This is a genomic window from Marinobacter litoralis (assembly GCF_016427555.1).
GTDB classification, from domain to species: Bacteria; Pseudomonadota; Gammaproteobacteria; order Pseudomonadales; family Oleiphilaceae; genus Marinobacter; species Marinobacter litoralis_A.
Genome location: NZ_JAELVS010000001.1, coordinates 978253 through 998276 on the forward strand (window position 1 = coordinate 978253; position 20024 = coordinate 998276).

Below are 20024 nucleotides of genomic sequence, written 5' to 3' on the forward strand. Positions count from 1 at the left end.
AACGTTTGATTCGTCACTCGCCCTTGCGCCGTCCTGTGAGGCGAATCCACTCTTCTTTCTGCTCCGGTTCGTCCATGATAAACCAGGGTTCGTAGGCCTCCATCACCTCTCTGGCCTGGTTTGACAAAATACCCGAGAGCACGAGACTGCCGCCGGTGCGAGTCAGCGCGGCCAGCCGAGGGGCCAGGCCGATTAACGGTTGGGCCAGAATGTTGGCGAGCATGACGTCGGCTTGGGTATCGGGATCGCTGCCGGGCAGGTAGAGATCCAACCGGTCGTCTTCAACGTTGTTGCGTCGGGCGTTTTCCCGACTGGCTTCTAAAGCCTGAGGATCGGTGTCTACGCCAATGACGTGTTTCGCGCCCAGAAGCAGAGCGGCAAGACCCAGAATGCCAGAGCCACAGCCGTAGTCGATCACTTGCTTACCATAGACATCCTGGCCGTCCAGCCACTGAAGGCAAAGCGCGGTTGTCGGGTGGGTGCCGGTACCGAACGCGAGGCCGGGGTCCAGCAGCAGGTTGGCGGCATCCGGGTCAGGGGCGTCGTGCCAGCTGGGAACAATCCAGAGACGCTCACCAAAGCGCAATGGATGGAAATCATCCATCCAGGCCCGCTCCCAATCCTTGTCTTCGACCAGCGTGACGTCGATTTCGGCCAGCGTTTGCTGGGTTTGTTGATGCCAGGCGTCCCGGATGTCAGAGCACAGCTGCTCGATATCCCGATCCGATTGAAACAAACCGGTGACGGTGGTTTGGCTCCACAAGGGGGTTGTGCCCGGGTCGGGTTCGTAGAGGGGTTGGTCGGCGGCGTCTTCCATGGAAACGGCATCCGAACCCATTTCCATTAGCAGGTCTTCCAGCTGATCCGCAGTGTCGGGATCAGCTGGAATCTGGAGTTGTAACCAGGGCATGGTTAATCCTGTATCAGTTTTTCGAGGTAGTGAATCGTGAAGTCTACCTGTTTAAAACCTCCATCGCGCACCAGTTTTCGGTGCAGCGGCTGATTCGTCTTGATGCCCTCGACCAGCATTTCATCCAATGCGTTCTTCATGCGCCTGCGTGCGATGTCCCTGTCCGCACCCCAGGTGATCAGTTTGGCCACCAGAGAGTCGTAGTAGGGCGGCACGGTGTAACCGCTGTACAGGTGCGAATCGACACGCACACCATTGCCGCCGGGGGCATGGAAATGCTTGATTTTTCCGGGGCTGGGCGCAAAGGTTTTGGGGTCTTCGGCGTTCACCCGGCATTCCATCGCGTGGCCGGAAATTTTGATCTGGTCCTGGCTGTACTCCAGTGGCAGACCACTGGCAATGCGCAGTTGCTCCCGGACAATATCGACGCCCGTCACCATCTCGGACACCGGATGTTCCACCTGCACTCGAGTGTTCATCTCGATGAAGTAGAACTCGCCGTCCTGATACAGGAACTCAAAGGTGCCGGCACCGACATAGCCAATTTCCTTGCAGGCATCGACACAGGCTTTGAGTGTGCGTTCCCGGGATTCAGGGTTCAGGTTCGGGGCAGGCGCTTCCTCGATGACTTTCTGGTTGCGGCGCTGCAGCGAGCAGTCCCGGTCGCCCAGATGAATCACGTTGCCGTGCATGTCTGCCAGAATCTGAACTTCCACATGGCGAGGCTTTTCCAGAAACTTTTCCAGATACACCGTCGGATCGCCAAAGGCGTTTTTCGCTTCCGTCTGCGTAATCTGAACCGCTTTCAGGAGCGCAGCCTCTGAGTGGACCACCTGCATGCCGCGACCGCCGCCGCCAGAAGCCGCTTTGATCATGACCGGGTAGCCGATTTTCCGGGCAACCTGCAGCGTGCGCTCATCGTCATCGGTGAGCGGGCCGTCTGAGCCGGGTACCGTGGGCACGCCCGCTTTCTTCATCGCTTCGATGGCTGATACTTTGTTGCCCATCAGGCGGATGGTTTCAGCGCTGGGACCGATGAAGCGAAACCCGCTTTTCTCGACTTGTTCGGCAAAGTCGGCGTTCTCTGCCAGAAAGCCGTAGCCGGGATGGATGCCAACAGCGTCTGTCACTTCCGCAGCACTGATGATTGCCGGGATGTTCAGATAGCTGTCTGTCGGGCTGTTCGGGCCGATGCATACGGTTTCATTTGCCAGGCGAACGTGCATCAGGTCGCGGTCTACCTGTGAGTGGACCGCCACCGTTTTAATGCCCAGCTCTTTGCAGGCGCGGAGTATGCGCAGGGCGATTTCACCGCGGTTTGCGATCAGAACTTTTTCTAACATAGCCATGGGTAGCAATCACCAGATTCAGGAAATGACGACCAAAGGTTGGTCAAACTCCACCGGCTGGCCATTTTCGACCAGAATTTCGGTGATGGTGCCAGACTTGTCTGCTTCGATCTGGTTCATCATCTTCATGGCTTCAACAATGCAGATGACATCGCCAGCCTTGACCGATTGGCCCACTTCAACAAAGGCCGGTGCAGACGGTGACGGTGACCGGTAGAAGGTGCCCACCATCGGTGATTTCAGCGCATGGCCATTAATGGCAGCAGATGCGGCAGGCGCTTCTTCAGGCGCAGGCGCACTGGCAGGTGCCGGAGCTGCTTGCGGTGCGGGGGCTGCGTAATGGCTGACAACCTGACCGGCGGCGGCTTGCTCACGGCGGCGGGAGATGCGAACCGAGTCGTCCCCCTCGTGAATCTCCAGCTCCTCGACGTCAGATTCCTCGAGCAGTTCGATCAGTTTTTTGATTTTGCGAATATCCATAACTATTCCAGTCCCGTTGTCTCTGGTCTATCAGTGAATTTTTTTCAGGGCAGCCTGTAAAGCAAGATCGTAACCCTGGCTGCCTAAGCCGCAGATAACGCCTTGGGCGATATCTGAAAAATACGAGTGGTGCCGGAACGGTTCCCGCGCGTGCACGTTCGACAGGTGCACTTCAATAAACGGGATACCCGAGGCCAACAGAGCGTCCCGCAAGGCGACACTGGTGTGGGTGAAAGCGGCGGGGTTGATGATGATGAAGTCCACCCCTTCAGCCCGGGCTTCGTGAATGCGGTCAATCAATTCGTACTCTGCATTGGATTGCAGATGCAGCAGATGATGGCCTTGTTCCGAAGCTTGTTGGCGCAAGCGGTCGTCAATGTCTGCCAGCGTCTCATGGCCATAAACCTCCGGCTCGCGTGTACCGAGCATATTAAGGTTGGGTCCATGTAGCACAAGTATGGTCGACATGATGAAATTTGCCTTGTTTGTTTTTGACAGGATCGCCGAAGATAACGACAGTTTGGTTGAATGGTGCGTACTTATTCGCTTCAGATCAACACTTTTTGACAATCTTCGGATACGACTTTTGATCCTGAAAAAGATTACACAGCAATTGCCTCACGCGCGATGACATTTCGTTGATGGCTAGCATTGTCGGCGATGGCGATCAGGGCGGGTATTCGACATTGGTTTCATGGACCGGGCAGAAAGCCCGGTCCGGGGATGGATTACTCTTCGGCCAGTGTGACGCAGTTTCGACCGTGGGCTTTCGAGACGTACAGGGCCCGGTCGGCCCGCTCGCACAAAGATTGGGAGCTCTCGCCTTGCCAGGCCGCCAGTCCGCAACTGAACGTGACCTTGAACTGGCGGTCCCCGGCTTCTTGCACCAGATCGGAAAACCGCTCCCGAATTTCATTCACCACATTGCGGGCATCGCCGGGCCGGGTGTTGGGCAGAATCAGAGCGAATTCTTCGCCACCATAACGCCCGATGTGATCGGTTTTGCGCAGCCGCTGCTTCAGGAACATGGACAGGCTCCGCAGAATGCGGTCACCAATGGGGTGACCAAAGGTATCGTTCACTTTCTTGAAGTAATCCAGGTCGATCATGGCGAAGCACAGTGGCTGGTCTTTCTGGCGCGCCCGCACGATTTCCTGTTCCAGCAGGTACAAGGTGTGGGTGTGATTAAACAGCCCGGTCAGGCTGTCGCGAATCATCAGGGCCAGCAATGACCGGGCGCGGCGGCCCCGATTGTGCAGCGTAGCGATCAGGTGCTTGGGATCAACTGGTTTGGTCAGGAAGTCGTCGCCACCCAGGCTCATGGCGTGCAGCTGCTTGCCAACGTCGTCTTCGGCCGATAGGTAGATGATCGGCACGCTGTGAAATTTGTCTTGTTGACGAATCACGCGGGCGATCTCCATGCCGGTGCAGCCGGGCATGTACATGTCGAGCAGGATGATTTCGGGGGAGAATTCATCCAGCGCGGTAATGATTTGCATGGGGTCGGTGATGATGTGGGCGTTCATACCGGCTTTTTTCAGCACCGTTTCCATGAATTTCGCCTGGGCCCGGGAGTCGTCCAGCACCAGCACCCGATAGGGCTCCACCGTGTTGCCGTGGGTATAGGATTCAATTTTCTCGATCAACTGGCCGGGATCAACTGCGGGATAGAAGAATTCTTCGCCACCGCACCGGGACGCTCGTAACCGGGTTTCGATCGACCCGTCTTCATCGCTCATGAAGATGATGGGAATGGGAGTGTCGTGTTGCTCCTGCAGATGCTCGATGGTGGTTATTCCGGAAGATGCTCCGCCGCCGAAGTTGATGTCGATCAGGATAGTTTCGGGTTTGCTCAATGCACACGCCGACATCAGGTCGTTCGGGGTTTTAAAAGAGGACGCGCGAAAGCCGAAAAATTCGAGTTGTTTGATCATTCGGGCTGCGGATTCGTCGTCCGCCAGTGCGATGTAGACCGGTGTCCGGCGGAAAGGGTGGGGCGCGTTATTGTTCTCGTCACTGCGGCGTTGAGTGCTGTGACGAAGCGTTTCCACGGACTCTTCGAGCGTTTGCTGATGCGCGGTACTCAATGGTGTGTCCGGCTGCCAGTGAGCAAGCTTTGCAAGAATGCCCTCTCCGGCGCGCGCGTGGCTTTCCATCTCGAAACGGCGGGCGTACCGCACCAGCTTGTCGGCGGCGGCTTCCAGGGCATTCCGGTATACCTGAGCTTGCGTCGGGTCTTCGTGAATTTTTTGCCAGGTATCCAGAACAACGCGCGCCTGAGTGGTGACGCGCCGGGCGAAATGTTGTCTGAGTTTTTCCTTCTGGCTTTCGTCGCTCATTGTGTTCGGGCCTTTCTGTTATCGGTTGTTCTGTCCGGCCGGACGAACTTTTTTCTCGGTCAGGTAATGCCGAGGCTCCATAGTCCTTGGGTAGAGTCTATAGTGTTTAATGTTGTTGACGTAGGCAGCACTTTGTAAATGTTTGTCAACTCTTGAAGGGGATCACAGAGTTGGTTGTGCCTTTAGAGGCGGCTCCGGAGTGAGGGGCGCAATGGCAGAGGGACAGGTTATGAACAGCCGCCGGCAATCTGGCGTGATGAGCCTTCGGGCCTTGTTGTTGGTTTTCACCGGCAGTCTCTTGGCGCTGATTTTGTTGACCATTTTTTTGGTGACTTTCAATACGTTCCGCAATTACGTGTCGTCGCAGCATTTGGAGCATGCGCGAGACGCCGCAACCGCCACAGGCGTGGTGCTTTCCAAAGCCGTTGATGCGTCCGATATCGTTGCCGCGTCGTCGTTGATCGACGCGGTGTTCGATAGCGGCAGCTACTTGTCGGTGAAATTCTTCGGTCATGGCAGGATCCTGCTGACGGGCAGGGAAATGCGGCTGCGAACCAGGGTGGCGCCCGACTGGTTTGTTCGTGCGGCGAACTTGCCAAAGCCGGAAGGCCGAGCCCAGGTTGTGCGGGGTTGGGCACAACTGGGAACCGTAGAGGTGGTGAGCAACCTGGGCAGAGCCTACGACGACCTTTGGCGAATTACGTTGGGATTGCTGGCGGCCGTGGTGTTGATTGGCGGTGTCGGCATGCTGGGGTTGTGGTTCCTGTTGAGGCGTTTGCTGAAACCGTTGAGCGAACTGGAGAAACAGGCGCGGGCATTGAGCCGGAGGGACTTCAGAGAGCGCGTGGAAGTGCGTTCCACCCGGGAACTGAATCAGGTGACGGAAGCCATGAACCAGATGGCAGATGATCTTGGGCAGCTGTTCGCGGGCCAGGGGAAACTGATCCAGCATTTGCGCAAAGTGAACAATGAAGATCCGGTAACCGGTCTGGCGAGCCGTAGTGCGTTTGATCAGCGCCTGAAGGTGGAGGTGGAGTCCGAGGAGAAATCGGCGCCGGGGGTGCTGATGCTGGTTCAGCTGAGCAGTTTCGGTGAGTTCAACCAAAACCACGGTCGCGAAGAAGGGGACCGGTTGCTTAAGCAGGTTGCCAAGGTCATTGATGGCTTTGTCAGGAAGCACGGCGGCGCCTTTGCGGGCCGCAGGACGGGAGCGGAGTTTGCGGTGTATCTGCCCGGCGCATCGGCGGTGGATGTCAAAGTGTGGTGCGAAACAATGGTCGAGAAGCTGGACGGACTCTATTCGGACTTGGCGGCACCGATGGAAACCCGTGTGCACGCAGGGATGGCCGTTGCATCGCCGGAAGTCAATATCCGAGACTTGTTGGCGGCCGCAGATACAGCCTTGCGAACCGCTCAGCAACGGGAAGACTACTGTTGCTGGATTAAGGATGCCAGTGGCAACAGTTACCACACGATGGACACCTGGCGAGACATCATCAACGACGCAATCCGCAATGAGAACTTGTCACTCTGGCTGCAACCCATGGTGCAAGGATCGAATCAGGAGTTGCAGTACTTTCAGGTATTCTCGCGAATATGTGCGCCCGAGGGGGTGCTGAAAGCGGGGGCGTTTGTCCCCATGGCGGAACGCCTCGGCCTGATTGCCGATATTGATCGGGTGCTGGTCACCAGTGTCCTTGAGCGCCTTGAGAGTAAGCCGCACGAGAAACTGGCGATTTCATTAGGTTCCGCCTCCGTGGCCGATGAAAAGTTTCGGGAAGATCTTCTGGCAATGCTGGGTTCGGCCGGCACTTTGGATCGCCGGTTATGGGTGGGTATTTCGGAGATGACGCTGCATCACCACCGGGCGAAGGCGAGCCAACTGATTCGCGCGCTGGTCAAGCTGAAAGTGCCGGTTCTGGTGGACCGCTTCGGAGTCGGGGGGGTGCCGTTCAATTATCTGAGAAACCTGCCTCTGAGTGGTTTGCGGATCGATAACAGTTTTGTTCACGATCTGGATAGCCACGAGGACAACCGGTTCTGGCTTGAGTCTGTGATCGGTATTGCCCGAAGCAGGGGCGTGAAAGTTTTTGCTACGGGTGTAGAAAGGAGTGAGGAATACTCGGTACTCTGTAAATTGGGTATCGATGGTGCCATGGGCTACTATCTTGGACGCCCCTTCGAGGCCGATGAGGAATCAACAGGAGAGTAAACGTTTTATGCCAGGCAAAATCAGACAGTACTTCAAGGACAAAAAAGAAGATGTTCAGGATTACACCGGGGGCAGCGGAGTAATCGGAAAGTTTATCCTGGCGCTGCTGGTGGTGTACCTGCTGATTACCATTGTGTTGGGTATCATCTGGAGTAGCGAGCCGGACAGTTTCTCGGTGCGGGAACATACCCGGACGCTGGCCAGCTCTATGGATCGGGAGCCGGTAGCCGGATTCGCCACCACTGCTACCATGATTCGTTTGGCGGAGACGCTGCTGGACAAGCCGGGTGGCTACATTTCCAATGATATCTTCCCTCCCGGGCTGTGGATGGACAACATGCCAAACTGGGAATACGGCGTGCTGGTTCAGCTGCGAGACTTGTCCCGCTCCCTTCGCAAAGACATCAGCCGATCCCAGAGTCAGTCTGCAGAAGACCCGGACCTGATCATTGCCGAACCGCAGCTGCACTTCGATAGTGAAAGCTGGGCGATTCCGTCTACCGAAAATGAGTACCGCCGGGGTATCAATGCACTCAAACGATACCTGAACCGCTTGTCGGACCCCGAACAAAGTAATGCCCAGTTTTTTGCCCGTGCAGATAACCTGAACAACTGGCTGGCGGATCTGGAAACCCGTTTGGGCAGCTTGTCCCGAACCTTGAGTGAAAGCGTGGGTAAAGCGTCGGTTAGCGAATCTCTGTCGAACCTGGAAGACGGTGATCCGTTGTCGGAATCGAGCGAAGGAGAGGATGTGAAAACCGACTGGACCAAGATCGATGATGTTTTCTATGAGGCGCGCGGCACCGCGTGGGCGTTGCTGCATATCTTCCGCGCGATGGAAGTGGATTTCCGGAAGGTGCTGCAAGACAAGAACGCGATGGCCAGTGTGCAGCAGATCATTATTGAGCTGGAGGGTACCCAGGCGTCGATGTGGAGCCCGGTGATTCTGAATGGCAGCGGATTTGGTTTTCTGGCCAATCACTCGCTGACGATGGCGGCTTACTTGTCGCGGGCGAACGCAGCAATCAGTGATATGCGGGATTTGCTGTCGCGGGGTTGATGCCCGATTGAAGGTTTAGAAAACAAAAAACCGGGTCGCTCTCAGAACGACCCGGTTTTTTTATGCCCGAACTGCGATTAGCCTTTGTAGGCGTTAACCGAGTCTACGATGGCTTGTTTGGCTTCGGCAGCGTTGCCCCAGCCTTGTACTTTAACCCACTTGCCTGGCTCGAGAGTTTTGTAGTTCTCGAAGAAGTGACGAATCTGCTCGCGCAGCAGCTCTGGCAGGTCGTCAATGTCTTTTACGTCGTGGTAGATAGTGGTCAGCTTGTCGTGAGGCACGGCAACCAGCTTGGCGTCACCACCGGCTTCGTCTTCCATGTTCAGTACGCCAACCGGACGGCAGCGAATAACAGAGCCGGCCTGGATCGGGTAAGGGGTCACAACCAGTACGTCCAGCGGGTCGCCGTCGTCTGCCAGGGTGTGAGGGATGAAGCCGTAGTTGGCCGGGTAGAACATCGGTGTGGCCATGAAGCGGTCTACCAGCAGGGCGCCCATGTCTTTGTCGAGTTCGTACTTGACCGGGGAGCTGTTGGCCGGGATTTCGATGGCGACGTAGATGTCTTCTGGCGGGTTTTTGCCCGCTGGGATGTTGTCGAATTGCATGTGAGTTCCTTCCTGATACGTTAGGTTCGTTTAACGGTGTTCGAAAAGTGGGCGCAATTATACGGGACTCTACAGGCATTCGAAACTAAACGTTGGTGGTTTGGGTGCAAGCGGGCCTCTGGCAGCCCTGTCCGAAAAACGCCCGTGAATACGTCCCTGTAGGGCTCGGTCGCGCCATCCTTGGCGCTCCACGTTGTCGGACAGGGCCACCAGAGGCCCTTTTTAGCTTTCTGAGAAGCCTGATTCAGTAATTTCCGAAATCTACAGTCGAATCTGTTTAGCAATCAGTTCTTTCATGATTTCGGTGGTGCCGCCGCCGATGGAGAGGATCTTGGCATCGCGGTACAGGCGATCGACTACGGATTCACGCATGTAGCCCATGCCACCAAACAGTTGCACGGCTTCGCGGGTGACTTTTTCGCAGACCTCCACCGAGAAGTTTTTCGCCATGGCCACTTGTTTGATGGGGTTTTTACCCGCTTGCATGAGGGCTGCACAGCGGTAGGTGTACTCCCGGGCGATGTCGATCTGGGTGGCCATGTCCACGAGTTTGTGGCGGGTAACCTGGAAGCCGGACACGTTGCGGCCGAAGGCTTGGCGCTCCCGGGTGTAGTCCAGTGCGGCTTCGTAAGCCAGTTGGGCGGTCATGTAGGCCATGATGGACAGGCTCAGGCGTTCGGCCAGGAAGTTGCTCATGATGGCAATGAAGCCGGCGTTTTCTGCGCCAATCAGGCGGTCCGCAGGAACCCGGCAGTCTTCGAAGAAGAGTTCGGCGGTGTCGCTGGCCCACCAGCCCATTTTGCGCAGCTTGTTGCCGCTGGAGAAGCCGGGCATGTCGCGGTCGATCAGCAGCAGGCTGATGCCGCCGTGGCCTTCGCCGCCGGTGCGTACGGCAACGGTGTAGTGGTCGGCGCGGGTGCCGCTGGTGATGAAGGTTTTGCTGCCGTTAACGATGTAGTGGTTGCCGTCACGAACCGCGCGGGTTTTGATGTTGGCGACATCGGAGCCACCGCTGGGTTCGGTGATCGCAAGGGCGGAAATCTTTTCACCGCGCAGTACCGGCGGGACGATTTGTTCCTGAATTTCTCTTCTGGCCCATTTGGCGACAGGGGGCAGGCCGATATCGAGGGAGCCCAGGCTGGCTACGAAGCCGCCGGAGGTGGAGCGCATCAGCTCTTCGGAAGTGGCCACTTTCATAAAGATGTCGCCTTCACCAATGCCGCCGAGTGCTTCCGGAAACCCGATGCCGAGAAGGCCAGCCTCGCCGGCTTTTTGATAAATGTCTCGTGGAAACTCACCGGCTTCCTCCCATTCGTCGATATAGGGGCGAACGTGAGTTTCGATGAATTTGCGGGCGGTCAGGCGCACCTGTTCGTGGGTTTCGTTGAAATAATCAGACACGTTGACGTTCCTTTTTGTTCTTGGATGGTCTGAGTGTCTCGCAATTAAGATTGCCAAGCAAGCGCTTGGTTTTGGCGTTGTCGGGGCATAAAAAAGCCGGCAGAAACGCCGGCTTGCGAGGATTGCTCAGTGGTGTCAGCTGTCTTGGCGTGGAATGCTTTTTACGCCTTCGCTGGTGCCCAGCAATAACAGATCGGCAGGGCGGCGTGCGAACAGGCCATTGGTAACCACGCCGACGATGTTGTTGATGCGCTCTTCCACCTGAATCGGGCGCGAGATGTCCATGTTGTGGATATCGATGATGATGTTGCCGTTGTCGGTGGTGACACCATCACGGTATACCGGGTCACCGCCGAGTTTCACGATCTCGCGGCCAACGTGACTGCGGGCCATGGGGATAACTTCAACCGGCAGGGGAAATGCGCCCAGGATATCCACTTTTTTCGATTCGTCGGCAATGCAGATGAAGGTTTTAGCCACCGCTGCGACGATTTTTTCACGGGTCAGGGCTGCGCCGCCGCCTTTGATGAGCTCTAACCGTTCGTTGGTTTCATCGGCACCGTCTACGTAGTATTCCAGTTCGTCGATCGCGTTCAGGTCGTACACCGGGATGCCGTGCCCTTTCAGGCGCTCAGCGGTAGCTTCGGAGCTGGCGACGGCGCCGTCAAACTCGTTTTTGTAGTCGGCCAGAAAATCGATAAAGAAGTTGGCGGTGCTGCCGGTACCGACCCCGATAACGCTCTTGCGGTTCAGGTGGGGGGCAATGTGGTCCATAGCGGCTTTTGCCACAGCTTTTTTGAGTTCGTCCTGAGTCATGGTGGCGCTCCGGGTGAGATCGGATGAATTTAGACGCATTATACGCCTGCAGTCGTTCTGCTTATAGACGGCAGCCGTGCAAAGTTCCTAAACTGTACGTTTTTTCAAGCCGATCATTAGCAACCGGAACCATCATGCCGCAACGTTACATCAAGAAGATCCTCGATGCGCGAGTCTACGACATCGCCATCGAAACACCGCTCACTGAAGCCCGTAGTTTGTCTGCACGTTTTGGCAACAATATTATGCTCAAGCGTGAAGACCTGCAGCCGGTGTTTTCCTTCAAGATTCGTGGCGCGTACAACCGGATTGCGCAGCTTTCAGACGAGCAAAAAGCCAAAGGTGTGATTTGCGCGTCTGCCGGCAATCACGCTCAGGGCGTAGCGATGTCGGCGAAAAAGTTGGGTATCAAAGCGACCATCGTGATGCCGCAAACCACGCCGGACATCAAAGTGAAATCCGTTCGCGAGCGGGGTGCCAAAGTGGTGCTCAAAGGCGATGCCTTTGATGAGGCGGCTGCCCATGCTCAAGAGCTGATTGCCAAGCATGGCTATACCTACATCCCGCCATACGACGACCCGGACGTAATTGCCGGGCAGGGCACCGTTGCCATGGAGCTGATGTGGCAGTTTTCCCAACCGTTGCATGCTGTGTTTATACCGGTTGGCGGTGGTGGTTTGATCGCTGGCATGGCCGCCTACATCAAATACCTGCGCCCCGATATTAAAGTCATCGGCGTAGAGCCGGAAGACTCCAATTGTTTGCAGGCCGCCATGGCCGCCGGTGAACGGGTGGTGCTGGACGAAGTAGGCATCTTCGCCGACGGCGTTGCGGTTAAGCAGATTGGTGAAGAGCCTTGGAACATCTGCAAAGACAACGTCGATGAAGTGATCACCGTCAGCACCGATGAAATCTGTGCGGCCATCAAAGACGTGTTCGAAGACACCCGTTCCATCGCAGAACCCGCGGGTGCGTTGTCTGTGGCAGGTATCAAAAAATACATCGCGCGGGAGCAGCTCGAAGGCGAAAATCTGGCCGGTGTACTCAGCGGTGCCAACATGAACTTCGACCGCTTGCGTTATATCTCCGAACGCACCGAAATCGGTGAAAAGCGCGAAGCCGTGCTGGCGGTGACCATCCCGGAGCAGCCCGGCGCGTTCAAAACCTTCATCAAAGCGTTGCACAAGCGCAGCATCACCGAGTTCAACTACCGCTACGCAGATGCCCAGCAGGCGGTGATCTTCGTGGGTATCCAGATACAAGCTGGTGGACTCGGCCGGGAAGAACTGCTGCAAGACCTGCGCGAAAACGGCTATTCCGTTACCGACCTCACCGACAGCGACATAGCGAAACAACACATTCGCCACCTGGTCGGCGGCCACGCGCCCTCGATCACCAACGAAGTGGTGTATCAGTTTGAATTCCCAGAGCGCCCGGGCGCTCTGCTGAAGTTCCTCATGTCGCTCGGCACCCGCTGGAACATCTCCCTGTTCCACTACCGCAACCACGGCGCAGCCTACAGCCGCGTTCTGCTTGGCGCGCAGGTGAACCCTGATGAAACCTCGGCGTTCGAAGAGATGCTGGAGAAGGTCGGTTTCCGTTACGAGAACATGACCGACAACGAAGCCTACAAGCTGTTCTTGGGAGCCGGTAACGGCAAGTCCGAGTAAAACGCTAGTTTGCAGGCAGGAGCCCTAAGTAGAAGTAGTGGCTGAACCCCCTGTCGAAACTGTGCGGAGCCATGGATGGCGGAGCCCAAGCGCCCCAAGGATGGGCCGAAGGAGCGTGTTTCGACAGGGGGTTCAGCCACTGCTTCGGCCGGCCAATCGCCGTTACCATAGCTTTTGGGTTTGTCACGCAAACGTCATCAAACCCTTACGTAATCGTAATCCGTCAAAAATTGTAAAACTGAAATTAGATGTTAGTCTTTCGTCTAATTCTTGATATCAAGAATAGCCACCTGATTTTCCAGCCATTTAGTTCGAAGAATAACGGGAATGCGCCCCATGGGTAACAAGCCAGACATCATCCGCACCATTGTGTTCATCTTTGCTGTCGGTCTGGTGATTACCGGTGTGACCACAACCATTCAGGCCTCTGAAGACAAGCGCTCGGCCCGAGACGTTCCCGCGACCAGCTTCGTACAGTCAGCCGACTACCGCCGGAACTGATAACACCGCTTATCGGTCACAACTCCGTGCAGAGGCACATCCCACGGCTCGATGGGTAACGACTCCACCTTCTGAAACTCATGGGCGAGCCCGATCAGCTTCGGGGCCATCGCCGGGCGAATTCTGCTGAACGCAAACGTGCGGTCATAAAAGCCGCCGCCCATACCCAGTCTGCCGCCCTGTGCATCAAAACCCACCAGCGGAAAAAACACCGCATCCAATGACCACGCAGGCCTGCGCCTCGCTTCCGGAAATGGGGGTTCGGGAATGCCGAAACGATTTGGTGTTAGTTCGGTGCCATCCCGATAGGGGCTGAACACCAGCTTGCCGGGATAAACCGGATGCAACACCGGCAAATAGAAGTGGATGTTCTTACGCCGCCCCAGATCGATGAATAAATGCGGGTCGATCTCGCCATCATTAGCCAGATAAATACCAATGTGTTTCGCGCGATACAAATCCGGGTGACGAAGCAGGTTCAGTGCGAGGTGCTCTGAGGCTTGTTGCTGTTGTTCAAAAGAAAGGTTGTTGCGCCGGCTGCGCAGTTGTTTGCGGAGATCGCTTCTGGAAAGGGTGTTCAAAATAAAGCTTCCCGGGCTGCCGTTATCGGATGTAGCCCTTGAACCCAAAGTTCAAGGTCGGCGACCGCTGTGACATATTAGGCTTTCCCCCGCAGGGGACATGCTCACAATGCCCTGAAGTGGTCACCTGGGTAAAGCGCATCGGCTCGAGGACGTACCCGACCAGCGAACAGCCCAGGAAGTTGGTCCATTATAGGGCCAAGGCCGGCCCCGATTGCAACCCCCATTGCCGAGTCTTTGTAAATTACCGGTCGGAGGGTTCGCCTAAAGCTTCGTCCAGACGGTTGTCCATGGCCTTGAGCAGGCTGCTGGTGGCCTCCGACATGGTGTCTCTTTCGAGCAGAGAGTGCGTGATGTTCAATGCGGCCATGACCGCGATGCGTTCGGTGCCGAACACTTTGCCGGTAGAGCGGATTTCCCGCATCTTGTTGTCCAGATGCCGTGCGGCACGCAGCAACGCCTCTTGCTCTTCCTGAGGACAGGCCACCAGGTATTCTTTGTCGAGAATTCTGACTTCGACGGTGGTTGACTGCTGTGACATCAGTGTTGCTCCAGTGCCCGAAGGCGGCCAATCATGGCTTCAATCTTGTTTTTGGCAAGATCGTTTTTTTGCATAAGCTGGGCTCGCTCACGATTCCAATCGTCCTGCGATTCACGCAGCAAAGCGTTGTCTCTTTCGAGCTTTGCGCAGCGCTCGATCAACTTGTCCAGCTTGTCCGCTAACAACTGTACTTCGGACTGTTCCATGACGTGCTCAGTGTGAGTAATTTTGGTTGCAGTAACTATAAGTGCCCGCACCACAACGGTCAATTTACCGCATTGTCATGGCGCGGGCTCCGTGAAGTGTGTCACCTTTGGTGTCAGGTCAGTCTTGTGCGCTGCTGCCAAATGACTGTTTTCGACTTTTCCGCCAATGATGCCAGGCCGGAATCAATGAAATAGCGAAGGCGACGACAGGAACCAAACCGAGCAGCAGCCATTCATCAGCATTCAGGCTGCGCGCTCCGATGTGAATGCCGTAATGCTGCAGCAGCCAAGGGCTGAGGGCCGATATGGCACTCGCTCCAAGGAGCAAGCTGAGCCCACAGGATGCGAGTGCCAGCAGCACGCATTCCAGGCTGTAGAGCCCGGCGACAAGGCGTGGAGACGCACCCACCGCACGCAAAATGGCGACTTCCCGTTGGCGTTGGGCCTGAATGGTTAACAAGACCGCCACCAGACCAATCAGGCTGGTGGCCACCACAAATACGCTGATTCCCAACAGTGCTTGCTCAAATTGGCCCATCATGCGCCATAATTCGCTCAGCGCAACGCCGGGCAAGATGGCCGACAGGGGTTCGGCGGCGTATTGGCTCAGTTCGCGTTGCAACTGGAAGGTCATGATTGGATTTTTCAGGCCGAGCAGCATGGCCGTGATCGCGTCCGGTGTAAACGAGCGGGCTTCGGCCGTCTGTGCTGACAAGGTTCGGCCCGGAATTGCAACGCCGGATTCCCAGCCCACATGCATGGCTTCCATCGCCTCCAGACTGATGTAAACCGCTTGATCGACTGGTGTGCCGGTGGTTTCCAGAATGCCGGAAACCCTGAAAGGTAGGTCAGTGTGGTTGGAAAAGCTGGTGCGACCGCCCCCGTGAGACAGCACGATCTGGTCACCCAGCTCATGCTGAAGCTGTCGTGCGACGTCAGCGCCAAGGGTGACGTCAAACAGTTGTGAGAACCATTGGCCCCGGGCAAGCGCCAGTTTTTGGTCGTCGCCATACTGAAACTGCTCCAGAAACTGATCGTTGGTACTCACAACCCGGTAGCCCTGGTAACTGTCCCCCAGCGAAATAGGCACCGCCCAGTCCACGCGGGGGTCGTCTTTGATGTCATTGAAACTGGACCAGCGGATGTTGTTGGTCGCGTCGCCAATGTGAAACACCGTATACAGCAGCAGGTTCAGCTGGCCGCTGCGCGCGCCGACAATCAGGTCGGTGCCGGAGATGGTGCTGGTAAACGATTGCCGGACTTCGGTGCGCAGGTATTGGATACCCAGTAATAAAGTAACACTGAGCGTGAGTGTCAAACACACCAGCGCCAGTACCCGGCGGCGATACCAGAGGCTGGCGGTTGCCAGTGACAGGGTGAGACGAAATGAGTTCACGATTCATCTCCCAGTGACAATTGGTGGTGGAAGTGGTGTGCCAGACTCCGGTCGTGGCTAACGAATACGACGGAGCTATGGTGTTCATGGGCCAGCGTCAGCAGGAGCTCGATAAACCGGTCCCGATTCTCGGCATCCAGAGCCGAGGTGGGTTCATCCGCCAGGATGATTTCTGGTGAGCCGATCAGGGCCCGGGCTGCAGCTACCCGCTGTTGCTGGCCGATGGACATTTCGGTTACTGGTTTGTGCCATAGGACTTCGGGGATTGAGAGTTTGCTCAGCAGCGCCGTTGCGGCTGCATCCGGGGTGTTCTGGGTTTGTTGATGACGCCTCGTGGATAAGCGGCAGGGCAAGGTGACATTGGCCAGTGCGCTTAGATAGGGCACCAAATTGAATTGCTGAAAAATAACGCCCATGTGATCGGCCCGGAACTGGTCCCTGGCGCCGCCTTTTAAGTGACGAAGCTGGGTGCCGAGCAGGTTCACCGAGCCCGATTCCGGCAACATCATGCCGGCCAGCAGGCTAAGCAATGTGCTTTTCCCGGTGCCACTGGGACCGCGCAGGAAGAGGTGCTCGCCGCGGTTAAGCCGGATATCGGGAAACTGCAGTGGGATTGTTTGCTTGGGCCAACGAAACCCGAGTTGATGAGTTTCAATGGCGTGTGAGCGCGAAGAATGTGGTGCTGTCTCGATGTTCATGTCGGCTGTCTGGTTTCCGTTGTATGATGGCCGCAATTGTCTGGTATACCCCAACTGGAGCTGTGTTTCATGGTGTTGACGTTAAATGCCCGAGCAACGATTGCGAGCCTTGGACTGTTGGTCCTCGTTTTGGTTTCCGGATTGGTTGAGGCAGAGCCCAGAGAAATCGACTGGCTTGAATTAATGCCTGCGGAAGATCTTGCCCTGCTTGAAAGTCTGCCTGAAGTTGAGCACGAGGGGGATGGTCCCGCGTTGCTTCCGGATGAGATCATGACCGGTCGGGTGGTGCCCGAGATGGCCAACGTAGACGGCCGGATTCCCGGTTTTGTGGTGCCGCTGAAAACCACGAAAGATATGCGCATTCTCGAATTCTTTCTGGTGCCCTATTACGGCGCGTGCATTCATGTGCCACCGCCACCACCGAATCAGATTATTCACGTGAAATACCCGGAGGGTTTTACCTTGCAGGCGCTGTATGATCCGGTCTGGATTGAAGGTCAGCTGACCATCGAAAAAACCGAGAACGCGATTGGTGCGTCTTCGTATTCCATCAACGCCCGCGCCGTTGAACCCTACACTGAGTGAACCTAGCGAGCGATCTTGAAACGATGCTCGCCGGGTGTCAGGCGGGCAGCGTTCTGGCCGTTCGGGCCGACCCATTGCGTATTGAGCTGTTCCAAGCCAGGAAAGCGCCCGAACAACCCGGTTTCCAGTTCTGTTGCGTCTGTTAGCCCGGGGCAGTGCAGGCGCTGGGTGATTTCTATATCGCTGTGGCCAGCGTGGTCATGGCCATGGTCGTGGTGTTCGGTGTGTTCATCGTTCCAGCTAGTCTGTACATCCGATTGCATTGGGGCACATTGTTGCTTGTCCGTGTTCACCAGAGCTGTACGCTCTAGCCAGGCAGTAGCGGAGTCCACCGTTTGATGCTGCTCGGTAGAGCGGGGGGGATGCTCGAAGCCAACCAGGTTGTACGCGGGCGTTAGCAACAAGAGGTCGATTTGTTCGCCGGCAATCGCGAGTTGTAGCTCGGCTCGACCGTGTTGGTGCGCCTGCAGGTTTTGTTGAGCGAGGGCCGGAACGCAGTGGAAGCCCAGTGCGAAAATGCCGGCAAAGGCTAGGGGAGCGCTAAATTTCATCGTATACCCTTTGCGATCTGTTGATATGTTATAACATCTTCATCTTGCGCGGGCAGAAAAGCAAGTCGCCAAGGGTCGCTGACAGTGCCACACGTGCCTCGGAATGCTAGGATATAGCCCTAAATATTACCGGAGTTGCCTGCCCCGACAGGTGCGCTCCCCCGATACAGGAAGCTGCTGTTTCATGTCTGAAACCGATACCACCGCTGCCGCCCGAGCCGCAGAGTTCGAACAATGGGCCAATGTGTTCACTGCCCATAAGGCCTTCAGTCATCCGTCCGAATTGCACGGCGTATTATGTGGTCAGTTGTCGGCAGGCTCGCGTATCGCCGAGCAGGAATGGCTGGCAATGGTCTGTGATCACATGGGCTTGGCAGAACAGGCGTTGGAAGAGTCCGAAGAGCTGGCACCCTTCATGAACGGTGCTTACGCGAAAACGTTGGCGCAGCTGCAGTCGTCGGATATGAGTTTTCAGCCGTTGTTGCCGGATGATGATTATGCCATTGAACAGCGTCTTGAAGCCCTGGTGTCTTGGGTTCGGGGCTTTCTGGAAGGCATGGCGCTGGCGGCCGGAGCATCTCTGGGTCAGGCACCGGATGAAATCCGTGAACTGATCGAAGATCTGGTGGCCATTAGCCAGCTGTCAGACGAAGAAGAAGCGGATGAAGAAAGCGAACAACAATTGCTGGAGATCACCGAGTACGTTCGTCTGGGTGCGTTGACCGTTTTCACCGAGTTTAACGAGCCAGAGAAACCCGAAGGCAACGCGCCGACTTTGCACTGATCAGGAGACATCATGGCTGTATCGATTTCGACCAAAGAGTTCGCTGAGCGCCGTCGCAAACTGATGGGGTTGATGGCGCCGGACAGTATCGCGATCTTACCGGCGGCGCCGGAGCGGGTCCGAAATCGGGACGTGCTGCACCCATTCCGCCAGGACAGCGATTTCCAGTACCTGACGGGCTTTGGCGAGCCGGAAGCGGTGTTGGTCTTGATCCCGGGCCGCGAGCACGGCGAAGCGGTGCTGTTCTGTAAAGAACGTAACCCCGAGAAAGAACTCTGGGACGGTTTTCTGATCGGGCCTGACGGGGCCATCGAGCATTACGGCCTGGATGATGCCTTCCCGATTGCTGACATTGACGACATCCTGCCGGGCATGATTGAAGGTCGAAGCCGTGTGTATTACCCGCTGGGCAAAGACGATGCGTTCGATACGCGGGTGATGGACTGGGTTAAAGTGATTCGCAGCAAAGTGCGCGCAGGAGCGCACCCCCCCGGAGAATTCGTTGCTTTGGAACACTTGCTGCACGACCTGCGGCTGTATAAGAGCGCCGGTGAAATCAAGGTGATGGCCAAGGCCGCCGAGATCAGTGCCGAAGCGCACTGCAGTGCCATGAAGCGCGCTCGAAAGGGTGGCTACGAATACAATCTTGAAGCCGAATTGATTCGTACCTTTATGGACCACGGTGCCCGTTCAACGGCGTATCCCTCCATCGTCGGTGCCGGTGCAAACGGCTGTATTCTGCATTACATCGAGAACAGCGCACCCCTGAAAGAGGGGGATCTGGTGCTGATTGACGCGGGTTGTGAACTGGATTGCTACGCCTCAGACATTACCCGAACCTTTCCGGTCAGCGGCAAGTTCAGTCCGGAGCAGAAAGCGCTTTATGAGGTGGTATTGGAGGCCCAGTACGCCGCCATCGACGCGGTTCGCCCCGGCAATCACTGGAACCACTCCCACGAAGCCGCACTGCGAGTCCTGACGCAAGGACTGATCGATCTGGGCCTGTTATCGGGCAACGTGGACGACGCCATTGCTGAAGAAGCCTACAAACCGTTTTTCATGCACCGGACCGGCCATTGGCTGGGGCTGGATGTTCACGATGTGGGTGACTACAAAGTAGGCGACGCCTGGCGCGAGCTGGAGCCCGGTATGGCGCTCACGGTTGAGCCGGGTCTGTACATTGCGCCGGACAACACCAGCGTTGATGAAAAATGGCGTGGAATTGGTATTCGTATCGAAGACGATGTGGTGGTGACCAAAGACGGCTGCCGGGTATTGACCGACGGTGTGCCGAAAACCGTAGCCGATATTGAAGCATTGATGGCGGACTGAACCTGTG

At 56.4% G+C, this 20024-nt stretch carries 21 protein-coding genes and 1 other RNA gene; 7 read left to right on the forward strand and 15 right to left on the reverse strand.

From position 1 onward, the window contains the following. Positions 1-13: 13 nt before the first annotated feature. The 5 genes from prmA to JAO79_RS04435 form a co-directional block, all read right to left on the reverse strand. Positions 14-910, reverse strand: coding sequence for a 50S ribosomal protein L11 methyltransferase (prmA, locus tag JAO79_RS04415; RefSeq protein WP_199005917.1), 897 nt, complete (start codon positions 908-910; stop codon positions 14-16). Between the two features lie 2 nt (positions 911-912). Next, positions 913-2259 carry an acetyl-CoA carboxylase biotin carboxylase subunit gene (gene accC / locus JAO79_RS04420; protein WP_247060490.1) on the reverse strand — a complete coding sequence of 449 codons (1347 nt, stop codon included), beginning with the start codon at positions 2257-2259 and terminating at the stop codon, positions 913-915. Between the two features lie 18 nt (positions 2260-2277). Further along, complete coding sequence (gene accB, locus JAO79_RS04425; RefSeq protein ID WP_199005918.1) at positions 2278-2739, reverse strand: acetyl-CoA carboxylase biotin carboxyl carrier protein; 462 nt, start codon at positions 2737-2739, stop codon at positions 2278-2280. Positions 2740-2769: 30 nt separating this feature from the next. Continuing rightward, a complete protein-coding gene (gene aroQ, locus JAO79_RS04430) occupies positions 2770-3207 on the reverse strand; it encodes a type II 3-dehydroquinate dehydratase (protein WP_199005919.1) in 438 nt (145 codons plus the stop codon). 260 nt (positions 3208-3467) lie between these two features. Next, entirely contained in the window at positions 3468-5078 is a 1611-nt protein-coding gene (locus tag JAO79_RS04435) for a diguanylate cyclase (RefSeq protein WP_199005920.1), read from the reverse strand. A 211-nt stretch (positions 5079-5289) separates the two neighbouring features. On the opposite strand from JAO79_RS04435, the gene JAO79_RS04440 reads away from it, so the two are divergent. Both JAO79_RS04440 and JAO79_RS04445 read left to right on the forward strand, forming a co-directional pair. Beyond that, positions 5290-7290, forward strand: coding sequence for an EAL domain-containing protein (locus JAO79_RS04440; RefSeq protein WP_199005921.1), 2001 nt, complete (start codon positions 5290-5292; stop codon positions 7288-7290). A gap of 7 nt (positions 7291-7297) precedes the next feature. Beyond that, positions 7298-8350 (forward strand): DUF2333 family protein, encoded by a 1053-nt coding sequence (locus tag JAO79_RS04445; RefSeq protein WP_199005922.1) that lies wholly within the window; start codon positions 7298-7300, stop codon positions 8348-8350. Between the two features lie 77 nt (positions 8351-8427). Here the strand turns inward: JAO79_RS04445 and ppa are convergent, their stop codons facing one another. The 3 genes from ppa to rpiA form a co-directional block, all read right to left on the reverse strand. Next, positions 8428-8955, reverse strand: coding sequence for an inorganic diphosphatase (gene ppa, locus JAO79_RS04450; protein ID WP_199005923.1), 528 nt, complete (start codon positions 8953-8955; stop codon positions 8428-8430). 261 nt (positions 8956-9216) lie between these two features. Next, on the reverse strand, positions 9217-10356 hold the full coding sequence (locus tag JAO79_RS04455) for an acyl-CoA dehydrogenase family protein (RefSeq protein WP_199005924.1): 1140 nt from the start codon (positions 10354-10356) through the stop codon (positions 9217-9219). Between the two features lie 135 nt (positions 10357-10491). Then, complete coding sequence (gene rpiA / locus JAO79_RS04460; RefSeq protein WP_199005925.1) at positions 10492-11172, reverse strand: ribose-5-phosphate isomerase RpiA; 681 nt, start codon at positions 11170-11172, stop codon at positions 10492-10494. 134 nt (positions 11173-11306) lie between these two features. Here rpiA and ilvA point away from each other — a divergent pair, with 134 nt between their 5' ends. Together ilvA and JAO79_RS04470 are read left to right on the forward strand one after the other, a co-directional pair. Then, positions 11307-12842 (forward strand): threonine ammonia-lyase, biosynthetic, encoded by a 1536-nt coding sequence (gene ilvA, locus JAO79_RS04465; RefSeq protein ID WP_199005926.1) that lies wholly within the window; start codon positions 11307-11309, stop codon positions 12840-12842. A gap of 336 nt (positions 12843-13178) precedes the next feature. Continuing rightward, a complete protein-coding gene (locus tag JAO79_RS04470) occupies positions 13179-13343 on the forward strand; it encodes a hypothetical protein (RefSeq protein ID WP_199005927.1) in 165 nt (54 codons plus the stop codon). Here JAO79_RS04470 and JAO79_RS04475 read toward each other — a convergent pair. The 6 genes from JAO79_RS04475 to JAO79_RS04500 form a co-directional block, all read right to left on the reverse strand. Next, the gene (locus JAO79_RS04475; RefSeq protein WP_227664321.1) at positions 13328-13924 is read right to left on the reverse strand and encodes a 5-formyltetrahydrofolate cyclo-ligase; all 597 of its coding nucleotides are present in this window, start codon (positions 13922-13924) and stop codon (positions 13328-13330) included. The genes JAO79_RS04470 and JAO79_RS04475 overlap by 16 nt on opposite strands. Before the next feature lie 4 nt (positions 13925-13928). After that, positions 13929-14108, reverse strand: a non-coding RNA gene (ssrS, locus tag JAO79_RS04480) — 6S RNA. 60 nt (positions 14109-14168) lie between these two features. Continuing rightward, the gene (locus JAO79_RS04485) at positions 14169-14465 is read right to left on the reverse strand and encodes a cell division protein ZapA (RefSeq protein WP_133007341.1); all 297 of its coding nucleotides are present in this window, start codon (positions 14463-14465) and stop codon (positions 14169-14171) included. Further along, positions 14465-14671: a TIGR02449 family protein gene (locus tag JAO79_RS04490; RefSeq protein WP_199005928.1), complete on the reverse strand. Its 207-nt coding sequence runs from the start codon at positions 14669-14671 to the stop codon at positions 14465-14467. The genes JAO79_RS04485 and JAO79_RS04490 overlap by 1 nt, the downstream gene beginning before the upstream one ends. Before the next feature lie 118 nt (positions 14672-14789). Continuing rightward, complete coding sequence (locus tag JAO79_RS04495; RefSeq protein ID WP_199005929.1) at positions 14790-16067, reverse strand: ABC transporter permease; 1278 nt, start codon at positions 16065-16067, stop codon at positions 14790-14792. Next, on the reverse strand, positions 16064-16765 hold the full coding sequence (locus JAO79_RS04500; RefSeq protein ID WP_199005930.1) for an ABC transporter ATP-binding protein: 702 nt from the start codon (positions 16763-16765) through the stop codon (positions 16064-16066). The genes JAO79_RS04495 and JAO79_RS04500 overlap by 4 nt, the downstream gene beginning before the upstream one ends. Before the next feature lie 69 nt (positions 16766-16834). Here JAO79_RS04500 and JAO79_RS04505 point away from each other — a divergent pair, with 69 nt between their 5' ends. Then, entirely contained in the window at positions 16835-17350 is a 516-nt protein-coding gene (locus JAO79_RS04505; protein WP_199005931.1) for a DUF3299 domain-containing protein, read from the forward strand. 2 nt (positions 17351-17352) lie between these two features. Here JAO79_RS04505 and JAO79_RS04510 read toward each other — a convergent pair whose 3' ends face one another. Next, positions 17353-17901 (reverse strand): ZrgA family zinc uptake protein, encoded by a 549-nt coding sequence (locus tag JAO79_RS04510; protein WP_199005932.1) that lies wholly within the window; start codon positions 17899-17901, stop codon positions 17353-17355. A 184-nt stretch (positions 17902-18085) separates the two neighbouring features. Between JAO79_RS04510 and JAO79_RS04515 the strand changes: the two genes are divergently transcribed. Both JAO79_RS04515 and pepP read left to right on the forward strand, forming a co-directional pair. Then, positions 18086-18685, forward strand: a complete 600-nt coding sequence (locus JAO79_RS04515; protein WP_199005933.1) for a UPF0149 family protein — start codon at positions 18086-18088, stop codon at positions 18683-18685. Positions 18686-18697: 12 nt separating this feature from the next. Further along, positions 18698-20017, forward strand: coding sequence for a Xaa-Pro aminopeptidase (gene pepP, locus JAO79_RS04520; RefSeq protein WP_199005934.1), 1320 nt, complete (start codon positions 18698-18700; stop codon positions 20015-20017). The last annotated feature ends 7 nt before the right edge of the window (positions 20018-20024 follow it).

Excerpts from the sequence above, each read along its gene's own strand:
- prmA (WP_199005917.1), bottom strand. The coding sequence starts at position 910 with ATGCCCTGGTTACAACTCCAGATTCCAGCTGATCCCGACACTGCGGAT.
- accC (WP_247060490.1), bottom strand. The coding sequence starts at position 2,259 with ATGGCTATGTTAGAAAAAGTTCTGATCGCAAACCGCGGTGAAATCGCC.
- accB (WP_199005918.1), bottom strand. The coding sequence starts at position 2,739 with ATGGATATTCGCAAAATCAAAAAACTGATCGAACTGCTCGAGGAATCT.
- aroQ (WP_199005919.1), bottom strand. The coding sequence starts at position 3,207 with ATGTCGACCATACTTGTGCTACATGGACCCAACCTTAATATGCTCGGT.
- JAO79_RS04435 (WP_199005920.1), bottom strand. The coding sequence starts at position 5,078 with ATGAGCGACGAAAGCCAGAAGGAAAAACTCAGACAACATTTCGCCCGG.
- JAO79_RS04440 (WP_199005921.1), top strand. The coding sequence starts at position 5,290 with ATGGCAGAGGGACAGGTTATGAACAGCCGCCGGCAATCTGGCGTGATG.
- JAO79_RS04445 (WP_199005922.1), top strand. The coding sequence starts at position 7,298 with ATGCCAGGCAAAATCAGACAGTACTTCAAGGACAAAAAAGAAGATGTT.
- ppa (WP_199005923.1), bottom strand. The coding sequence starts at position 8,955 with ATGCAATTCGACAACATCCCAGCGGGCAAAAACCCGCCAGAAGACATC.
- rpiA (WP_199005925.1), bottom strand. The coding sequence starts at position 11,172 with ATGACTCAGGACGAACTCAAAAAAGCTGTGGCAAAAGCCGCTATGGAC.
- ilvA (WP_199005926.1), top strand. The coding sequence starts at position 11,307 with ATGCCGCAACGTTACATCAAGAAGATCCTCGATGCGCGAGTCTACGAC.
- JAO79_RS04470 (WP_199005927.1), top strand. The coding sequence starts at position 13,179 with ATGGGTAACAAGCCAGACATCATCCGCACCATTGTGTTCATCTTTGCT.
- JAO79_RS04485 (WP_133007341.1), bottom strand. The coding sequence starts at position 14,465 with ATGTCACAGCAGTCAACCACCGTCGAAGTCAGAATTCTCGACAAAGAA.
- JAO79_RS04490 (WP_199005928.1), bottom strand. The coding sequence starts at position 14,671 with ATGGAACAGTCCGAAGTACAGTTGTTAGCGGACAAGCTGGACAAGTTG.
- JAO79_RS04500 (WP_199005930.1), bottom strand. The coding sequence starts at position 16,765 with ATGAACATCGAGACAGCACCACATTCTTCGCGCTCACACGCCATTGAA.
- JAO79_RS04505 (WP_199005931.1), top strand. The coding sequence starts at position 16,835 with ATGGTGTTGACGTTAAATGCCCGAGCAACGATTGCGAGCCTTGGACTG.
- JAO79_RS04510 (WP_199005932.1), bottom strand. The coding sequence starts at position 17,901 with ATGAAATTTAGCGCTCCCCTAGCCTTTGCCGGCATTTTCGCACTGGGC.
- JAO79_RS04515 (WP_199005933.1), top strand. The coding sequence starts at position 18,086 with ATGTCTGAAACCGATACCACCGCTGCCGCCCGAGCCGCAGAGTTCGAA.
- pepP (WP_199005934.1), top strand. The coding sequence starts at position 18,698 with ATGGCTGTATCGATTTCGACCAAAGAGTTCGCTGAGCGCCGTCGCAAA.